Below are 18283 nucleotides of genomic sequence, written 5' to 3' on the forward strand. Positions count from 1 at the left end.
CTACACTACCACCATTGGGAGTTTGTACGCCAAAAATTTAAAAAAAACCCTAACCATAGCACAGCCATTCTTTTAGAAGACGGCTTTGACGCTTTATTGCACAGAGTGGGTCTTATTAGAATGAGCCAAAAAAGCATTGACATGCAAACTTATATCTATAAGAACGATCTTTCTTCTCAAGTGATCGCTAAGAACTTTTAATGCGCCAATCGTGGGTGAAAGTGCGCATCCTTTTAGATGACAACGGTGGATTCAGATTTTTCAGATATTATGCTTTTAATTTCCATAAAAACATTGAAGTGAAAATTTTAACCCCTACTATATCCGCATAAAGGCTGCGTTATTTGAAATGCTGCGGATTATGAGCGCATTAAAAACGCATGCACAACAAGCTTTTCATCGTGGATAATTTCGCTGTCATTATAGGAGGGCGCATATTGGGGACAATTATTTGATAACGATTTAGACACGAATTTTTTAGATTTAGACGCTTTGTTTTTGGGGGTTGCTTCAAAAGCCAAGAAAGCTTTGAACGCTATTGGAGGTTCCACCGCTCTATCCCTGTTTCATTACTAAAACCATAAAGACTCAAAAACAACGCTAAAGAAATGCTAAACTCCATGAAAAAATCCTATCAGCGCTGAAGACAAAAACCAGTTTGAAAAAAAAGTCAATGATTTATAGAACGATCCAAAAATACCAATACCCATTATTATGGGAATGCCATTTTTTTAGCCGATCACCCAAAAAATTGACACCCCTTGTATTCGCCCATCAAAATCGCTTTTGAGAAAGCCCTTAAAAACGCTAAGGACTCCGTTTTTATCGCTTCATCGTATTTATTCCAGGCAAAAGATGATGAAAATCTTTAAAAATCAAATTTCTAAGGGGATTGAATTGAATATTCTTACCAATTCCCTTTCATCAACGGACGCTATCGTAGTCTATGGGCTGGAAAGGTATCGCAACCAATTAGTGCGAATGGGCGCGAATGTCTATGAAATACGAAACGATTTTTTCAACCGCCAGATTAAAGGGCGCTTTAGCACCAAACATTCCTTACACGGCAAGACGATTGTTTTGATGACAATTTAACGCTTCTAGGGAGTTTTAATATTGATCCGCGCTCTGCATACATCAACACTGAAAGCGCGGTTTGTTTGACAACCCGTCTTTTGCTAAAAGGGTGCGTTTGTCGCTTAAAGATCATGCCCAACAATCATGGCATTTGTGGTGTATCGGCATAGAGTGATTTGGGAAGCGGTGGAAGAAGGGATTTTAATCCATGAAAAAACTTCGCCTGACACTTCCTTCTTTTTGCGCTTGATTAAAGAATGGTCTAAAGTCCTTCCTGAAAGAGAGCTTTAAAACTTTTAATGCACTTTATTTTGCGAAAAAGCGATGTTATTGGTAACAGCGGCTAAAAGCGCTGAACACACAAATACCAAATGGATCACCACTTGCCAAAAATGGGGTTATGCGATAGGGGCGTGTCCTTAGGGATACTGGATAGAACGTCTTCTAAACTCATGTAGCGTTTGAGCAAGAAAATCGCCGAAATCGCTACAATGGAGAGTGAAACCTTTAATTTTAAAGCGTTAAAATCCGTGTGCTTTAGCCAGGTGATTTCACTAGCATCCACCTTGTCTAATTTGGAAACAAAGCTTTCATAACTGGCGAGCAGCACCATTAAAACAAGCCCGGCCATAAACAACAAATCCACTAAACCTAAGGCTGATAAAACCAAATCCGTTTCACTAATGGTGTCTAAATGGCTGAGCATGTGCCACAACTCTTTCATGAACACATAGCCTAAAACCACCAGCACTAACGACATGGCAATGCATAAAGGGGCTAGCAACCAACGAGTGGCAACAACACTCTTTCAATCAATTTTTCTAGCATCTCAACTCTTTTAATTATGGCTTTTTGAAGCCTTGATTATAGCTAATAAAACGCCCGAGTGGCTAACAGAACGCCTTTGATGGAGTGAAATCTCAAGCCATTCTTATGGTATTTATGGTATAAATTTGACTACTGCATGCAACAAAGGAGAAGTGAATGAAAACCACTATTAGAGAGATCTTTCAAGAGGAAGGATACAGCATCCCCAACTATCAGAGAGATTACGCTTGGAAGGACAAGAATTTTTGGGATCTGTGGGAAGATCTAGAAGAAGCGATAGAATACAACAAAAAGGGTCATAGGCATTTTATAGGCACCATGGTTGTCGCTAAGAATGAAGACAACAAAATTTGTATGACATCATTGACGGCCAGCAGCGAACGACTACCATCTTCATGCTCTTGCATTGTCTTGGCGAACGAGCAAATGAGAAAGACAAGCAAGAGACAAGAAAATATCTATACCAAAAGGGGAATTAAAATTAGAAGTCGCCTCTCAAAACCAAAGCTTCTTCAAAACGCTCTTGGAAGCGGCAGAAAAGGGAATATCAGCCAGAAAAAGATGCAGACACCGAAGGGCAAGCAAAATCTTTTGAAGTTTTGAAGGCTATCTTAGATAAGGTCAGCAAGTTGAATAAAGAAGAAGCGAATGAGCGTTTGGAGGCGCTGTTGAAAATGGTTTTGATGCGGCTTGAAGAGCCCGATCCTGGAAGGGCCATCAGAACCTTTCAAAGCGTGAATGACAGAGGCGTGCCTCTCCTCTTGTTGGACAAACTAAAATCCCTTCTCATCTATTACTCCAACACTTTTGCGATGGGAAAAGGGGGTTAGACCAATTCATCAACGATCATTTTGGAGAAATTTTTAAGATCTTTGCCAAGATCAAAAAGAGCGACCACATCTCCAGCGTTGGAGGCTTTGATGAAGGCGACATCTTCCGCTACCACGCAGGGAGTCAAAGATTTGATGGAATCGAGTTTTTAGGGCACTACGAAGCAAGCACGGACAAAACCTACGAGAAATTCAAAGATGAACTAAAAGAAATCAAAAAAAGCAAATTGAAAAGTTTCATCCAATCCTATGTCAGCGATTTGAAAAATTTCTATCAGGCTTTCCTTGATCTATTGAGCGAGATTGACACCAACCCAACCACCCTTAAGGTCATGCTCATCAACAAGATCAACCCGCTTTTTTTCAATTCGCTCATCCGCCTGAAAATCAACAACGAACTAGACGATGAAACGCTGAAACTCTTTGCCAAAACTGATATTGTGTTTTTCAAAGCTACTAGAAATTTAGAATCAAAGGCCTACAACCTGATTAATGCGTATCTTAAAAAGGGCAAAGAGGGATTGAAGAGCGAGATGATTGCTCAATGCAGAAATGATATAGGGCTGGCTTTTTTGCAGTCTGTAAACAACGCATCCAACTCATCATGCTTCCACTATATCTTCTTTGAAAAGAACTGCCAGGAGATGGGTCTTGCCGATCTCAAAAAATTGATCCCTGGGAAGCAATTCTCCCAAGAAAAAGAGCACATCATCCCCATCAATTTATTAGAATTGGATAATGAAATTGAGATCCAAAAACTTGGTTTTGAAGACAAGAAAGATCTTGAAAACTACATTGACACATACGGCAACCTCATCTCCCTAGAAAAACCGCTCAATAGTAAAGGAAAAGATAAGGATCTGTATGAAAAAGATGAAATCTATAAAAGTAGTGAGATCCCTTTCAACAGGCGCTTTAATGTAAAAGGTTTCAACAAAATGTTTTGATAGAAAGGAATGATGAAATGCGAGAATGGCTGATCAACACCTTCTTTAAGGATTTCGCCGCCCACTAAAGAGCGTGAGATTAAAAGAGAGTGATCGCGCTCACTCTCTTGCTTCTAGCCCCACAACCACACCCATAAAGCTAGTTCCAAAACGCTCTCTTCTTTGGAGGGTTAGAGGGGGATTAAACAACAAACAATAACTTCATAAAATTTAAACGCTCCGTAGTTTTCAAACAACAAACAAATACTTTTAACGAATGAATGCTCTTTAAGGCTGAATTTAAACGCAAGAATTATCTGAATTCCTCAAAGACCAAATAGGTATATTGATCAAAAAAATCTGTTTATCTTCATTCTCTGTTAAAATTATCCGAGCCGATGGAGTAAAGCTACCCCATCGTTTTAGCACTTGGGCGATCCGCTAAAAACGCCCAAGAAAAAAATAAGAATTTTTAGCTCAAACCCCTACCGCACTTCTATGACAACCGGTTTAGTCATTTTTTTGCTGACTTCATCGGCATGCATTAAGGCTTCTTGCTTGCTCTTATAAGGGCCTATGAGGTAACGCTTCGTCGCTCCCCTATCTTCAATCTTATGGGGGAATTGGTTAAACGCTTGCAAAAAGGCTTTATTAGGCGTGTGCGCAAAAACCCCCACTTGCAAATAATGCCCTTTAGTAAGAGTGGTTTTAGAATTGGCTTTTTTAGGGACTTCTTTATGAGCTTCTTTTTTGACTTTTAGCTCTTTAACCGCATGCTTATCTTTATCTTTATGGGCTTCCTTATCTTTAGGGGTTGCTTTAGGCTTTTTATGGGGGTTTCTTTTTTAGCCATAGCCTGAAATTCTTTTTGAGCGCTCATGGGAATAGACTCAACAGCTTTTAATTCTTTTTGAGATTCTTGTTTTTCTTCTGTTGTTTTCATCTCCATTTGAGTTTGATCGGTTTGAGTGGGCATGTTAAACGCATCATTTTCTTGTTTTTTAACATTATCCGCCACTTTGTCTAGCTTGTCTTCTTGTTTGGGAGAATCCATATTCAAGCTTTCAAACTCATCGTCTTTTTTCTCATCTTTAGTGTTGCCTATTTTTTGCATCCCGCTATCGGTTTGTAAAAAAGTCTCTTTAGGAGCGACTCTCGTGCTTTTCCAAAACACCATTAAAAGCACCGCTAAAATGATAATGGCTATAGCCACGATCAAAAACACCTTTTTAGTGCCGCCCCCATTATTTTCTTCTTCTAAGATCACTTCATTCAGTCTTTCTTTTTCTGACATCAAAAATCCTTTCAAAAATGGTTATAAATGCTTCGCCCAAGAGCTCCCACGCTCTTTTGCAAACACTTCATAAGGTAAGGCTAAAATATTAAATTCCTTAGGCCATTCATTGCTAGGGAAAACCTTCCATTCTTTAGGCAACCCTTGCGCTAATTTCATGGACAAAGTTTTAACCAACCTTTCACCCTCGCCTAACTCCGTATGCCCCTTATGCACATATAAATGCAAATGCCCTGGCGTTTTGGTGTTATAAGCGGTAAAATTCATAAAACCTTCCTCACGAAGCAATAACTGCGCCTTATGGTAAAAACGCTCCGGATTCCTCCCGTTATAATCAAACACAATGTTTTCCACCTTATCGTTACGCAAGATGAGGTTGTGCGCGATTTCTATTTCTTTTTTCAAATGCTTTTGAATGAGCGAGCTTGTGAGCATGGCATTCACTCTTTGGAATTTATTATAATAGCAACGCCCCGCATAATCCACTCTCTCCCCCAAGCCTGGTTTTTTTTCAAAATAATGGCTTGTGTCTATCTTAATGAGCTTTAATTCCATTTCTGTCATCTTGACTCCCTTAAAAAATAGGTTGCTGGTACACAGGGAATTGATTAGCCATGGCCTTCAATTCTTCTTTCACATGCAATTGCAAACTAACATTATTAATATCATTCAAAATATCTGATATTTTATTCCCTATGATTTCAAATTCCTTAGCTCCCATGCCTCTTGCACTCAATGCCGCTGAGCCAATCCTTATCCCGCTCGTTACAAAAGGGCTGCGCGTTTCGCCAGGAATGGTGTTTTTATTCACGGTGATTCCGGCATTCCCTAATGCAATATCAGCGTCTTTCCCGCTATAAGGCTTATCCAAGAAATCCATTAAAAGCAAATGGTTAGAAGTGCCACCACTCACTAATTTATGGTTTTTTTCTTTTAACGCTTTAGCCAAAACTTGCATGTTAGATTTCACCAATTTCGCGTAAGCTTTAAATTCTGGTTTTAGATTCTCTTTAAACCCCACCGCTTTAGCAGCAATCGCATGCATCAAAGGCCCGCCTTGAGTCCCTGGGAAAATCGCTTTATCAATCTTAGCCGCTATCTCTTCATCATTGGTTAAAATAAGCCCCCCTCTAGGCCCTCTTAAGGTCTTATGAGTGGTGCTTGAAACCACATGGCAATGCGGGAAAGGATGGGCATGCTCATTAGCGACCACAAGCCCTGCCACATGGGCTATATCGCCTAGTAGTAACGCCCCCACTTCATCAGCGATTTCTCTAAATTTCTTAAAATCAATTTCCCTTGGATAGGCTGAAAACCCGCACACAATGATTTCTGGCTTAACGCTTTGAGCGATTTTTAGCGCTTCTTCATAATCAATATAGCCATCCAAATTCACGCCATAAGAAAAGCTCTGGTAATGCTTGCCGGTCAAGCTCACTTTAGCGCCATGCGTTAAATGCCCTCCACAACTTAAATCCATGCCTAAAATCTTGTCATAAGGCTTTAAAAGAGCGTGATAGACAGCGTTATTAGCTTGTGAGCCTGAATGCGCTTGCACGTTAGCGAACTGGCAATTAAAAAGCTTTTTAGCCCTTTCTATGGCTAGGCTTTCTATTTTATCCACCACTTCACAGCCTCCATAATAGCGCTTGTTAGGATAGCCCTCAGCGTATTTATTCGTTAAAATGCTCCCCATAGCTTCCATAACACTAGGAAAAGTGTAATTCTCGCTCGCTATCATTTCTAAATGCTCATTTTGCCGCTTGTATTCTTCAAAGATCAATTCAAAAATTTCACTATCCGTTTGTTCTAAAAAATACGCCATTATTCTTTACTCTCAATATTAAAATCGTTTTTAACAGGACGCATCGCTGGGAATAAAATCACATCTTTAATGCTTTTAGCTCCAGTGAGTAGCATCACTAATCGGTCAATGCCTATGCCTTGCCCTGCAGTGGGGGGCATTCCATGGGCTAGGGCCCACACGTAATCTTCATCCATGTATTGGGCTTCTTCATCGCCTTTTTCTTTTTCAGCCACTTGATTTTTAAAGCGTTCTAATTGATCTAAAGGGTCGTTCAACTCGCTAAAGCCATTAGCGATTTCTTTCCCTGCAATGAACAATTCAAACCTGTCAGCAATATTAGGGTTACTATCGTTGCGTCTGGCTAAGGGACTAATTTCAATAGGGTATTGGGTTACAAAAGTGGGGTTAATGAGTTGGTGCTCTACAAAATGATCAAACGCTTCAGCGAGCAATTTGCCATGAGTGAGATTGGGCTCTACTTTGATGCCTTGCTCTAACAAATAAGCCAAAAGCCTGTCTTCTTTTTCCAAAATATCCTTACTAATGCCCCCTATTGTCTCTAAAGCGTCCAAATAGGAAATCACGCTCGTTTGGTTGAAATCCACTTCCATATCGTTATAAATGATTTTTGAATCTAAATTTAAAGTCTTTAGCAAGTAGTCAAACAATCTCTTACTGAGTTCAATCAAATCTTCATAAGTGTGATACGCCCAATAAAATTCAATCATCGTGAATTCGGGGTTATGGCTGTGATCCATGCCCTCATTCCTGAAATTACGATTGATTTCAAACACCGCTTCAAACCCCCCTACAATCAAGCGTTTGAGGTATAATTCTGGGGCGATTCTCAAATACCTCTCCACCTCCAAAGCGTTATGGTAAGTGATAAAAGGCCTTGCGTTCGCCCCGCCAGGAATGGGGTGCATCATGGGGGTTTCCACTTCTAAAAACCCTTCCATTTCAAAAAATTTCCGCACGCTAGAGACAATCAAACTGCGTTTTTTAAACACATCTTTAACGCCAGGATTGACGATCAAATCCAAGTAGCGCTGGCGGTAACGCAATTCTATATCGCTTAATCCATGAAACTTTTCAGGTAAAGGCACAATGGTTTTGCTTAAAATATGAAATTCTAGGGCATGAACGCTCAATTCACCGGTTTTGGTAGCAAAAGGGAAGCCTTTCACCAACACAATATCGCCCACTTCTAAATGCTTTTTCAAGCTTTTAAACTCATCGTTCAATTCATTTTGCGAAACATAAGCTTGTAAAATCGCGCTTTCATCTTCAATTTTAATAAAACATGCCTTACCCATTAAACGCAAGAGCTTGACCCTCCCTACAACGCTCTCGCATTTTTCTTTGTCTTTAGGCTCTTCTAAATCCTTAACATAAGCGTATTTTTCTAAAAAAGCGGCGTTGGTGAGGCTTCGTTTCAAGCCATTTTGATAAGGGTTTTTCCCTTCTTCTCTCAAGCTATTGGCTTTATGGATGCGTTGTTGGATGTATTGGTTAGAAAACATGTGATGCCTTTATAGGGGTTCTTTATTAGATGGGGTGGGGTTTGGTGGGGTTTGGTTAGCTTTTGGATCTAGCATGTTTTTAGGCAAGTCTTTAGCCTTTTCTTTTAAAGATTCCACGCCATTATCCATCGCTTTATTAAAAGACTCTTTATTTTTATTGAAAGATTCTTTATTTTTGACTTCATCGCTCATTTCTTCAAGATTGTCTTTAAGGTTTTGCTCCACATGTTTGACGCCATCAAGGCGCATGATCTTACTGGCGACGCTTTTCATGGTAGAAAAAAAAGCACTTTTTTCTTGCAAGTAGGCGTTAGCGTCTTTCATCACTTCCATTTTAGAGAGTGCATAGAGAATGAAAGAAAGCACTAAAAAAGTCTTCAAGCATGAAAAAATAAACCCTAACGCTTTGTCTATAATGCCTAACCCGCTAAAGACTAACACCTTGCCTAGCAACACTCCAAAAGCTAAAAAAAACACCCAAATAGACGCTAACACCAATAAAAAACCGATGAGATTCGTCATGGTTTCATTTCTTAAATCATACAAATGCTCTGAAAATAAATTCCCAACAGCCACAGAATAGCGAGACGCTAAATACACGCCAAGCACAATCCCTAAAGTCCCCGCCACTTCACTCACGAAGCCATGATAAAATCCTCTAATCCCAAAGGCTACCACCACCACAAGTAACGCCAAATCAATATAATTCAAACCCTAAACCCAAACCTTTCTCTCATATATCTCGCATAAAGATAGTGAGCGCTCAAAAACGCCCATTACTCTTAAATCATGCCAATTCACACTCTTTAGACTTGAAATTTGAAAATAATAACACAACTTAAAAAAAACTACCCTTAAAAAAATCAATCTAAAATTCTTAAATTAAAATATAGCTATAATACACTAAAACAATCTCAAGGTTTCACAATTTAGCCATGCGCCTTCTTCTATTCAATCAAAACGCTTTTTTATTGGCGTGCATGTTTGTTTCAAGCGTGTATGTGAACGCTGTTTTGGACGCTTATGCGATTGAAAACCCCTATATTTCTATCACACTCACAAGCCTATTAGCCCCTTTAAGCATGCTAGCGTTTTTAAAAACCCCAAAGAATAGCGCTTTTGCTTTGGGTTTTTTCGTGGGGGCGTTATTATTTTACTGGTGTGCTTTAAGCTTCCGCTATTCGGATTTCACTTATTTATTACCCTTAATCATTGTTTTAATAGCGTTAGTTTATGGGGTTTTATTTTATTTGTTGCTCTATTTTGAAAACCCCTACTTCAGGCTTTTGAGTTTTTTAGGCTCTAGTTTTATCCACCCCTTTGGATTTGATTGGTTAGTCCCGGATAGCTTTTTTTCTTATAGCGTGTTTAGGGTGGATAAGTTATCGCTAGGGCTTGTTTTTTTGGCTTGCGTTTTTTTGAGTGCTCAAAATCTTAAAAAATACAGGATCATAGGGGTTTTATTGTTGCTTGGCGCGTTGGATTTTAATGGTTTCAAAACAAGCGATTTAAAAAAGGTTGGAAATATTGAATTAGTCTCTACAAAAACGCCCCAAGATGTGAAATTTGACTCAAATTACCTTAATGATATTGAAAACAACATTCTTAAAGAAATCAAGCTCGCTCAAAGCAAGCAAAAAACCCTGATTGTTTTTCCAGAGACCGCCTACCCCATCGCTTTAGAAAACTCCCCCTTTAAAGCGAAGCTAGAAGATTTAAGCGATAATATTGCTATTTTAATAGGGACATTACGCACTCAAGGCTATAGCCTTTATAACAGCTCGTTTTTATTTTCTAAAGAAAGCGTTCAGATCGCTGATAAAGTGATCTTAGCCCCCTTTGGCGAAACAATGCCTTTACCGGAATTTCTTCAAAAACCCCTTGAAAAGCTCTTTTTTGGCGAGAGCGCTTATTTATACCGCAACGCTCCCCATTTCAGCGATTTCACATTAGATGATTTTACTTTCCGCCCCCTGATTTGCTATGAAGGCACTTCCAAAGCCGCTTATTCAAACAGCCCTTCAAAAATTTTTATCGTGATGAGCAATAACGCATGGTTTAGCCCAAGCATTGAACCCACCTTACAAAGAACGCTTTTAAAATACTACGCAAGGCGTTATGATAAGATCATCTTGCACAGCGCGAATTTTTCAACTTCTTACATTCTAAACCCTAGTTTATTAGGCGATATTCTTTTTAGGAAACGATCATGATTAAAGCGATTAATATTTCTCATGCTTTTGAAAAGCCTCTTTATAATGGCGTGAATTTGCACATCAAGCCCAAAGAAAGCCTAGCGATTTTAGGCGTGAGTGGGAGCGGTAAAAGCACGCTTTTAAGCCATTTAGCCACCATGCTAAAACCCAATAGTGGGACGATCGGTTTGTTAGAACACCAGGATATTTATGCCTTAAATTCCAAAAAGCTTTTGGAATTACGGCGCTTAAAAGTGGGCATAATCTTCCAATCGCATTACCTTTTTAAGGGTTTTAGCGCTTTAGAAAACTTGCAAGTCGCTTCCATCCTAGCCAAGCAAGAAATAAATCATTCCCTTTTAGAACAATTAGGCATAGCCCACACCCTAAAGCAAGGCGTGGGTGAATTGAGCGGCGGCCAGCAACAACGCTTAAGCATCGCCAGAGTGCTTTCTAAAAAACCTAAAATCATTATCGCTGATGAACCCACCGGGAATTTAGACACCACTAGCGCTAATCAGGTCATTAGCATGCTGCAAAATTACATTATAGAAAACGAAGGGGCGTTAGTCTTAGCCACGCATGATGAGCATTTGGCTTTCACTTGCTCTCAAGTCTATCGCTTAGAAAAAGAATCTTTAATTAAGGAAAAATAAAAATGTTGCAACGCCCTAAAATTGTCGCCGAATTGAGCGCTAATCATAACCAGGATTTAAACCTAGCTAAAGAAAGCCTTCATGCCATTAAGGAAAGCGGTGCGGATTTTGTCAAGCTCCAAACTTACACGCCAAGCTGCATGACTTTAGATTCTAAAGAAGATCCTTTCATCATTCAAGGCACTTTATGGGATAAAGAAAATCTGTATGGATTATATCAAAAGGCTTCTACCCCCCTAGAATGGCATGCTGAATTGTTTGAGTTGGCTAAAAAGCTTGATTTAGGCATTTTTAGCTCGCCCTTTAGCTCAAAAGCTTTAGAGCTTTTAGAGAGCCTAGATTGCCCCATGTATAAAATCGCTAGTTTTGAAATCGTTGATTTGGACTTGATTGAAAAGGCCGCTCGCACACAAAAGCCCATTATCCTTTCTAGCGGTATCGCCACACACACCGAATTGCAAGACGCTATCTCGTTGTGCAAAGGAGTGGGCAATTTTGACATCACCCTTTTAAAATGCGTGAGCGCTTATCCCAGTAAAATAGAAGATGCTAACCTATTAAGCATGGTTAAATTAGGCGAAACCTTTGGCGTTAAATTTGGCTTGAGCGATCACACGATTGGTTCTCTTTGTCCCATTTTAGCCACCACTTTAGGAGCGAGCATGATAGAAAAGCATTTCATTTTAAACAAATCCTTACAAACCCCAGACAGCGCTTTTAGCATGGATTTTAACGAATTTAAAAGCATGGTTGAAGCCATCAAGCAAAGCGTTTTAGCCTTAGGCGAAGAAGAGCCTAAAATCAATCCAAAGACTTTAGAGAAGCGAAGATTTTTTGCGCGCTCTTTATTTGTCATTAAGGATATTCAAAAAGGCGAAGCATTGACTAGCGATAATATCAAAGCCTTACGCCCCAACCTTGGCTTACACCCTAAATTTTATAAAGAAATTTTAGGTCAAAAGGCATCAAAATTTTTAAAAGCCAACACCCCTTTAAGCGCTGATGATATAGAACGCTCACTGTAGATTTGATTAAAAAATGGGATTTTCAAATTTGTTTTGTGGTTTTAGATTTGATTTTAAACTCATTTTCTTTATTTTATAAACTCTTAAGGGGATAGGGAATATCACTCTCATCACATATTGCAACTAGAGCCTTATTTAAATTCCAATTAACTTCAATTTTTTAATAAAAACAAGATTACTTTGTTGTTATCGTTTTAAACCTTATAATAAATCCCATTTTTTAGGGAAATATTTTGCACTTAATACCCCATAACCCCCAATCAAATTCCCTAACCCCTAAAGACAGCTTTTTAAGAGATTATCCGCTTGATTAAATCAAGCTCTTATATCAATCTCTTATGTTTAATCTTAAAAAATGCCTTTGAACATTTTTATTGGCACTCAATGAAAAAAGTCAATCCATTTTAAATAATTTTTAATCACAGATTCCACACACGCTCTAAATAAAGCTCATTAAACAAAGCTCAAATAAGGGGGCTGATAATACCCCTTATGACAAAAAGGCTGTTTCTAAAGCACTAGATCAATAAAAATAATCTCACTTCACCTTTTCAAGATACTCTTCTGTTTCCGTATTGACTTTAATCACTTCACCCTCTAAAACATGGAAAGGCACTTGCACGACCGCACCGGTTTCTAAAGTCGCTGGTTTTTTGCTCGCGCTTGAAGTATCGCCCTTAAAATTAGGGGCTGTTTCTACAATCTTTAAAGCCACAACTTGCGGCACATCCACTGAAATCGCCTTGTCATTATGCAATAAAACCTGCACTTGCATGCCGTCTAGCATCCATTTAGAAGCATCACCCACTTGAGAGTCGTTCAAAGCGATTTGCTCATAGCTCTCTATGTCCATGAATTGGTATGTATCGCCATCGTGATAAAGGTATTGCATCGTTTTTTCAACCAAATTAGGCTCTTCGCACTTATCCCCCGCATGGAAAGTCTTCTCAATCACCTTGCCATCTAAAAACGATTTGATTTTCGCACGCACAAAAGCCGCACCCTTGCCGGGCTTGACATGCTGGTATTCTACGATCCTATAAGGCACACCGCCCAATTCAATTTTCAAGCCCTTTTTGAGCTCGCTCATCCCAATTGCCATGTTACACTCTTTCCTTGTTGATTAAATTTTATTAGCACTACCCAAAAGTTTCATGCGCTCTTTGACCACATTTTTAAGTGCTAATTGGGCCGGAGAAAAAAACTTCCTCAAATCAAATTGGCTCTTATCTTCGTTAGCCACCTTGCGCACTTCTGCGATGAAAGCGATCCTTAAGTCCGTGTCGGTATTGACTTTATTGATCCCCCCTTTTATAGATTCTTGTAAAAATTCAAAAGGCACGCCCTTAGAGCCTTTCAAATCGCCTCCAGCGTCCAAATAAGATTTCCTCACATCATCTGGTATCGCGCTCGCTCCATGCAAAACTAAAGGGATATTAGTGAGCCTTTTGACTTCTTGCAAGCGTTCAAAATCCAATTTTGGCTCACCCTTAAACTTAAACGCTCCATGGCTTGTCCCAATGGCTGGGGCTAAGTAATCCACTTGAGATTCTTTGACAAACCGCTCCGCTTCTTTAGGATTCACTAACACCGCATCTTTTTCATCTACTGAAATATTGTCTTCAATCCCCATTAAACGCCCCAACTCCGCTTCCACGCTCACTCCAGCGTTATGCGCCATTTTGACCACTTTAGAAGTCAATTCCAAATTTTCTTCAAACGCATGATGAGACGCGTCAATCATCACAGAAGTGAAACCCGCTTTCACGGCTTTTTCGCAGCTTTCAAAAGTCGTGCCATGATCTAGGTGTAAGGCTACAGGAATGTGCGGGTAGCGTTCGCACATGATTTTCACCATGCCCACCGCCATATCAATCCCCATGTATTTGATCGCTCCTTCACTCGCTTGAATGAAAAGCGGGGAATTTTCTTCGTTTCCTGCTTCAAAAATAGCGTTTAGCATTTCAAAATTCACGAAATTAAACGCCCCCACCCCATAACCTTCTTTATGGGCTTTCAATAAGATTTCATTGCCTTTAACTAACATGATAACACCTCATCAATTACTTGTTGATAACAATTTTAGCATGCTTTCTTAGTTCCTCGATTCGTTGATTCATGCGTTCTTGGAAAAGCTTTTCTTGTAACATCCCCTTAATGGTGGGTTTAGCTTGCTCATAAGTATAAGTTACAGGGCTATCTTTAGAAATCAAATAGATAATATGATAACCAAACTCTGTTTTAACAGGGGTTTTAGTGTAATTCCCAGGAGTTAGAGCGAAAGCGGCTTTAGAAAAATCCGGAGCCATTTGGTTTTTCTGGAATTTCCCTAAATCACCGCCATTTTGCGCGTTCTTACTGTTAGGATCAATCGTATCACGATTGGCTAACTCAATGAATTTGGCTTCTTTTTTGGTCTTTGGCTGTTTGTCAATCTCAGAAATAATCCGTTTAGCTTCATCTTCGGTTTTCACTAAAATATGCCTAGCGTGGGCTTCTTGCTTGACAAAAAGCTGATCTTTATTGGCGTTGTAAAAATCCTGCATTTCTTTTTCTGGGATTTGGATTTTTTTCACTTCTTCAGCCTGTTTTTTAGCCCAAAATTCCACTAAAGCCTGTTTTTTAACCGCTTCCATCATCGCTTTAAATTCTGGAGTCTGATTAAGCTTTTCTGCCTTAGCTTCATTTTCTACAAGCGCGGTGCGGATAGCTTGCTCAATCAAGGCTTCTTTTTCTTTCTCTTTAAGCTTGTCAAAATCAAAATTAGGATTTCGTTGCTTAATCATATCAAAATCGCTTTTGGTGATGGGTCTGCCATCCACTGTCGCTAACACGCCTGCTGAAGCATCGGTCGTTTCTTTCGTGTTATGCATAGCGTTATTCGCATTATGAGCCGGCTTGGCCATCAAAAACGACGCGCTCAACGCACCCACTAACGCTAAATTCAAGATATTTTTTTTCATTGTGTGTTCTCCACTTTAAACTAATTTTCATCATTAAATTCACATTATAGCAAATTTAAAACAAAATCAGCTATCATGATTATAGAAAACTCACATTGAGGGGTAAGAAATGCTTAAAGTTGTTCATTCCATTCAAAGTGGGTAAAAAGTGTTCGCCTCAGATGTTGTAATAATATTTATTATCTTTTTTGGTGTTAGTTTTATTCTTTTTGGAAAGAAAAAGAATGTTAAAGAAGATTCAAAATTTCATAAGACAATAATGAATATTATATTTACCATTGCCGTTGTAATCGTTTTGTGTCCTTGGATACTGATGGTATTGTTTTACCCCATAATGTATTTATTACTGCATGTTATTCCATATTAAGTAATTTCTATACCTTTAGTCAATCTCATATTGATAAGCTTGCTATGTAAGATTAAGGGACTTTGCGCTTAAATTACCCTAGCAAAGTGAGTGAAGAAGGATTTCAAGTTATGGTTTTGTCTTTATCTATCCTTAAAAAAAGCTTTAATGATTTTTTAAGTGCTAGAATGCTTTTAATCAATCTTGGCCCTATCCTTTTGAGTTTGGCGTTTTTTGGAGCTGTTTTTTACTACAATGGCGCAAATATTGTGGGTTATTGCCAAACCTTATTACCGCAATCTTTGAATGACTATTCCCATTCTCAAGGCTTTTTTGCTGGCATGTTCGCATGGGTTTTTAAAGCGTTAGTGTATTTTCTTATTTTTTGGATTGCGATTCTTTTGAGTTTAGTCATCAATATTTTTGCGTCTGTTTTTTACACCCCTTTGGTGGTTTCTTATTTGCACCAAAAATATTATCCTCATGTTGTTTTAGAAGAATTTGGCTCTATCCTTTTTTCTATTAAGTATTTTTTAAAAGCGCTCGCTTTTATGCTTATATTCTTAGCGGTTTTAACGCCCCTTTATTTCATTCCCTTTATAGGGGTCTTTGGGGTCTTTTTTTCTATAATCGTGCATTTCCTTTTTTTCAAAAACACCATGAGTTTGGATATAGCCAGCATGATTTTTAATCATCAAAGCTATCAAAATTTACTCAAACAGCACCGATTAAAGCACTATCGTTTCTCGTTTTTTTGCTATCTTTTTTCCTTAATCCCTTTTTTTAATTTTTTTGCTACTTTATTACAAACCCTAATGCTAACGCACTACTTTTTTATCCTTAAAGAAAAAGAATGCTAGATTTCCTCCAAGAGCTTAGCACCCCCCATGTTGGGGATTTTTTCTTGTTGTTTTTAAGGGTTAGTGGGGTGTTATCTTTTTTCCCTTTTTTTGAAAACCATTTAGTGCCTTTATCGGTACGTGGGGCTTTGAGTTTGTATGTGAGCGCGATTTTTTACCCCACTTTAGAGTTTTCAAACGCCACTTACACGCCAGAGGGTTTTATCATCGCTTGTTTATGCGAGCTGTTTTTAGGGGTGTGCGCGTCTGTCTTTTTACAGATCGTCTTTGCGAGCTTGGTGTTTGCCACTGACAGCATTAGCTTTTCTATGGGGCTTACCATGGCGAGTGCTTATGATCCCATTTCAGGATCGCAAAAACCCATCGTGGGGCAAGCCCTTTTATTGTTAGCGATTTTAATTTTATTGGATTTATCGTTCCACCATCAAATCATTTTATTTGTGGATCACAGCTTAAAAGCCGTCCCTTTAGGGCGATTTGTCTTTGAGCCAGAATTAGCTAAAAACATTGTCAAAGCCTTTTCGCACTTGTTTGTCATAGGGTTTTCTATGGCGTTCCCTATTTTATGCTTGGTGTTATTGAGCGATATTATTTTTGGCATGATCATGAAAACCCACCCTCAATTCAACCTGCTCGCTATCGGATTTCCGGTTAAAATTGCGATTGGGTTTGTGGGCATTATTTTAATCGCTTCGGCTATCATGGGGCGTTTTAAAGATGAAATCAGCCTGGCCTTTAGCGTTATTAGTAAAATCTTTTAAAGGATGAACATGATTAGTTTTAAAGAGGCTCTAAAAATCCATTCTAACATTCCCCTAAAACCCTTAGAAGTAGAAGTTGTCTCTTTGTTTGAAAGCGCAGGGCGCATTTTAGCAGAGGATATTATTTGCGTTCACACTTTGCCTAAATTCAATCAAAGCGCTATGGACGGCTATGGGTTTAAAATGCAAGATTTGGGCCAAAAAACTCAAATCGTTCAACACATCTTTGCCGGAGATGATGTGAGCGCTTTAGAAGTCAAAGAAAATGAATGCGTTAAAATCATGACTGGAGCGATGGTGCCAAAGGGAATAGAAACGATCGTTCCCATAGAATGCATGCTAGAAAGCCATACAAATTTCGCCCTAGCTCCTAAAGATTTTAAAATTCACGCTAATATCCGTCAAAAGGGCGAAAACGCTTCTTTAAACAGCGTGTTAGTCCCTAAAAATACCCGTTTGAATTATGGGCATATCGCGCTCATTGCCTCTCAAGGGTTCAAAGAAATCAAAGCGTTTAGAAAATTAAAAATCGCTCTCTTTAGCAGCGGCGATGAATTAGTGCCTTTAGGGCAAAACGCCCTAGAATGCCAGGTTTATGATGTGAATTCAGTGGGTGTTTTTAACATGCTTAAAAACTACAACACGCATTTTCTAGGGGTTTTAAAAGATGATAAAAATTTACAGCTTAAAATACTTGAATTGCAAGACTATGATGTCATCCTTTCAAGCGCGGGGGTGAGCGTAGGGGATAAAGACTTTTTTAAAGACGCCTTGAAAGAAAAAAACGCCCTTTTTTATTACGAAAAAGTCAATCTCAAACCTGGAAAACCGGTAACTTTAGCCCAACTCAATCAAAGCATTATTATAGGCTTACCGGGTAATCCTTTAAGTTGCTTACTGGTCTTACGAGTTTTGATTCTACCCTTATTGGAGCGCTTATCCTTGAATAAAGATTTTAAATTAAAACCCTTTAAGGCTCAAATCAATGCCCCCTTAAAGCTTAAAGACAAACGCACGCATTTGATTTTAGGCAACTATTCAAACCACCAATTCATTCCTTACAACAACAACCGCTATGAATCAGGAGCGATTCAAGCCCTTGCGCAAGTGGATTCTATCGCTCTAATTGATGAAGGAGTGGGATTAGTTCAGGGCGAAATTGAAATTTTAAGGTTTGAAAATTAAAATGGCT

At 38.9% G+C, this 18283-nt stretch carries 15 protein-coding genes and 5 pseudogenes; 11 read left to right on the plus strand and 9 right to left on the minus strand.

Annotated features, from left to right (window positions below; genetic code table 11):
* Positions 1 to 66 precede the first annotated feature (66 nt).
* Both D2C78_00005 and D2C78_00010 read left to right on the plus strand, forming a co-directional pair.
* Positions 67 to 684, plus strand: a pseudogene (locus tag D2C78_00005) (phospholipase).
* A gap of 174 nt (positions 685 to 858) precedes the next feature.
* Positions 859 to 1095 (plus strand): hypothetical protein, encoded by a 237-nt coding sequence (locus D2C78_00010; GenBank protein QEF34536.1) that lies wholly within the window; start codon positions 859 to 861, stop codon positions 1093 to 1095.
* Positions 1096 to 1373: 278 nt separating this feature from the next.
* On the opposite strand, the pseudogene D2C78_00015 reads toward D2C78_00010, so the two are convergent.
* Positions 1374 to 1861: pseudogene (locus tag D2C78_00015) on the minus strand (TIGR00645 family protein).
* 362 nt (positions 1862 to 2223) lie between these two features.
* Between D2C78_00015 and D2C78_00020 the strand changes: the two are divergent.
* Positions 2224 to 2508 (plus strand): annotated as a pseudogene (locus D2C78_00020) (DUF262 domain-containing protein).
* Between the two features lie 26 nt (positions 2509 to 2534).
* Positions 2535 to 3750 (plus strand): annotated as a pseudogene (locus D2C78_00025) (DUF262 domain-containing protein).
* A 396-nt stretch (positions 3751 to 4146) separates the two neighbouring features.
* Here the strand turns inward: D2C78_00025 and D2C78_00030 are convergent.
* From D2C78_00030 to D2C78_00050, 5 genes and pseudogenes are all read right to left on the minus strand, one after another.
* A pseudogene (locus tag D2C78_00030) lies at positions 4147 to 4955 on the minus strand (SPOR domain-containing protein).
* A 21-nt stretch (positions 4956 to 4976) separates the two neighbouring features.
* A complete protein-coding gene (locus tag D2C78_00035; protein QEF34537.1) occupies positions 4977 to 5519 on the minus strand; it encodes a DUF1882 domain-containing protein in 543 nt (180 codons plus the stop codon).
* A 10-nt stretch (positions 5520 to 5529) separates the two neighbouring features.
* Positions 5530 to 6780, minus strand: a complete 1251-nt coding sequence (locus tag D2C78_00040; GenBank protein QEF34538.1) for a serine hydroxymethyltransferase — start codon at positions 6778 to 6780, stop codon at positions 5530 to 5532.
* Positions 6780 to 8285: a lysine--tRNA ligase gene (lysS, locus tag D2C78_00045; GenBank protein QEF34539.1), complete on the minus strand. Its 1506-nt coding sequence runs from the start codon at positions 8283 to 8285 to the stop codon at positions 6780 to 6782. Before lysS ends, D2C78_00040 begins: the two co-directional genes overlap by 1 nt.
* Positions 8286 to 8294: 9 nt before the next feature.
* Entirely contained in the window at positions 8295 to 8996 is a 702-nt protein-coding gene (locus tag D2C78_00050) for a CvpA family protein (protein ID QEF34540.1), read from the minus strand.
* A 224-nt stretch (positions 8997 to 9220) separates the two neighbouring features.
* Here D2C78_00050 and D2C78_00055 point away from each other — a divergent pair, with 224 nt between their 5' ends.
* Genes D2C78_00055 through pseI form a run of 3 tightly spaced genes read left to right on the plus strand, consistent with a single transcriptional unit; the run spans position 9221 to position 12161 of the window.
* A complete protein-coding gene (locus D2C78_00055; GenBank protein ID QEF34541.1) occupies positions 9221 to 10498 on the plus strand; it encodes an apolipoprotein N-acyltransferase in 1278 nt (425 codons plus the stop codon).
* Positions 10495 to 11136, plus strand: a complete 642-nt coding sequence (locus D2C78_00060; GenBank protein ID QEF34542.1) for an ABC transporter ATP-binding protein — start codon at positions 10495 to 10497, stop codon at positions 11134 to 11136. The genes D2C78_00055 and D2C78_00060 overlap by 4 nt, the downstream gene beginning before the upstream one ends.
* 2 nt (positions 11137 to 11138) lie before the next feature.
* Positions 11139 to 12161, plus strand: a complete 1023-nt coding sequence (gene pseI / locus D2C78_00065; GenBank protein QEF34543.1) for a pseudaminic acid synthase — start codon at positions 11139 to 11141, stop codon at positions 12159 to 12161.
* Positions 12162 to 12699: 538 nt separating this feature from the next.
* Here pseI and efp read toward each other — a convergent pair.
* From efp to cbf2, 3 genes are read right to left on the minus strand one after another with little or no spacing between them, the layout of a single operon-like run.
* Positions 12700 to 13263: an elongation factor P gene (gene efp / locus D2C78_00070; GenBank protein ID QEF34544.1), complete on the minus strand. Its 564-nt coding sequence runs from the start codon at positions 13261 to 13263 to the stop codon at positions 12700 to 12702.
* Positions 13264 to 13284: 21 nt separating this feature from the next.
* Complete coding sequence (locus tag D2C78_00075) at positions 13285 to 14208, minus strand: fructose-bisphosphate aldolase (protein QEF34545.1); 924 nt, start codon at positions 14206 to 14208, stop codon at positions 13285 to 13287.
* A 16-nt stretch (positions 14209 to 14224) separates the two neighbouring features.
* Complete coding sequence (cbf2, locus tag D2C78_00080) at positions 14225 to 15124, minus strand: peptidylprolyl isomerase CBF2 (protein QEF34546.1); 900 nt, start codon at positions 15122 to 15124, stop codon at positions 14225 to 14227.
* Between the two features lie 148 nt (positions 15125 to 15272).
* Here cbf2 and D2C78_00085 point away from each other — a divergent pair, with 148 nt between their 5' ends.
* The 4 genes from D2C78_00085 (at position 15273) to D2C78_00100 (ending at position 18276) form a co-directional block, all read left to right on the plus strand.
* A complete protein-coding gene (locus D2C78_00085; GenBank protein ID QEF34547.1) occupies positions 15273 to 15491 on the plus strand; it encodes a hypothetical protein in 219 nt (72 codons plus the stop codon).
* Between the two features lie 62 nt (positions 15492 to 15553).
* On the plus strand, positions 15554 to 16330 hold the full coding sequence (locus D2C78_00090; protein QEF34548.1) for a peptidase: 777 nt from the start codon (positions 15554 to 15556) through the stop codon (positions 16328 to 16330).
* Positions 16324 to 17091, plus strand: a complete 768-nt coding sequence (fliR, locus tag D2C78_00095) for a flagellar type III secretion system protein FliR (protein QEF34549.1) — start codon at positions 16324 to 16326, stop codon at positions 17089 to 17091. Before D2C78_00090 ends, fliR begins: the two co-directional genes overlap by 7 nt.
* Before the next feature lie 9 nt (positions 17092 to 17100).
* Positions 17101 to 18276 (plus strand): molybdopterin molybdenumtransferase MoeA, encoded by a 1176-nt coding sequence (locus D2C78_00100; protein ID QEF34550.1) that lies wholly within the window; start codon positions 17101 to 17103, stop codon positions 18274 to 18276.
* Positions 18277 to 18283: the final 7 nt, after the last annotated feature.

The organism is Helicobacter pylori (assembly GCA_008032935.1).
Taxonomy (GTDB): domain Bacteria; phylum Campylobacterota; class Campylobacteria; order Campylobacterales; family Helicobacteraceae; genus Helicobacter; species Helicobacter pylori_CX.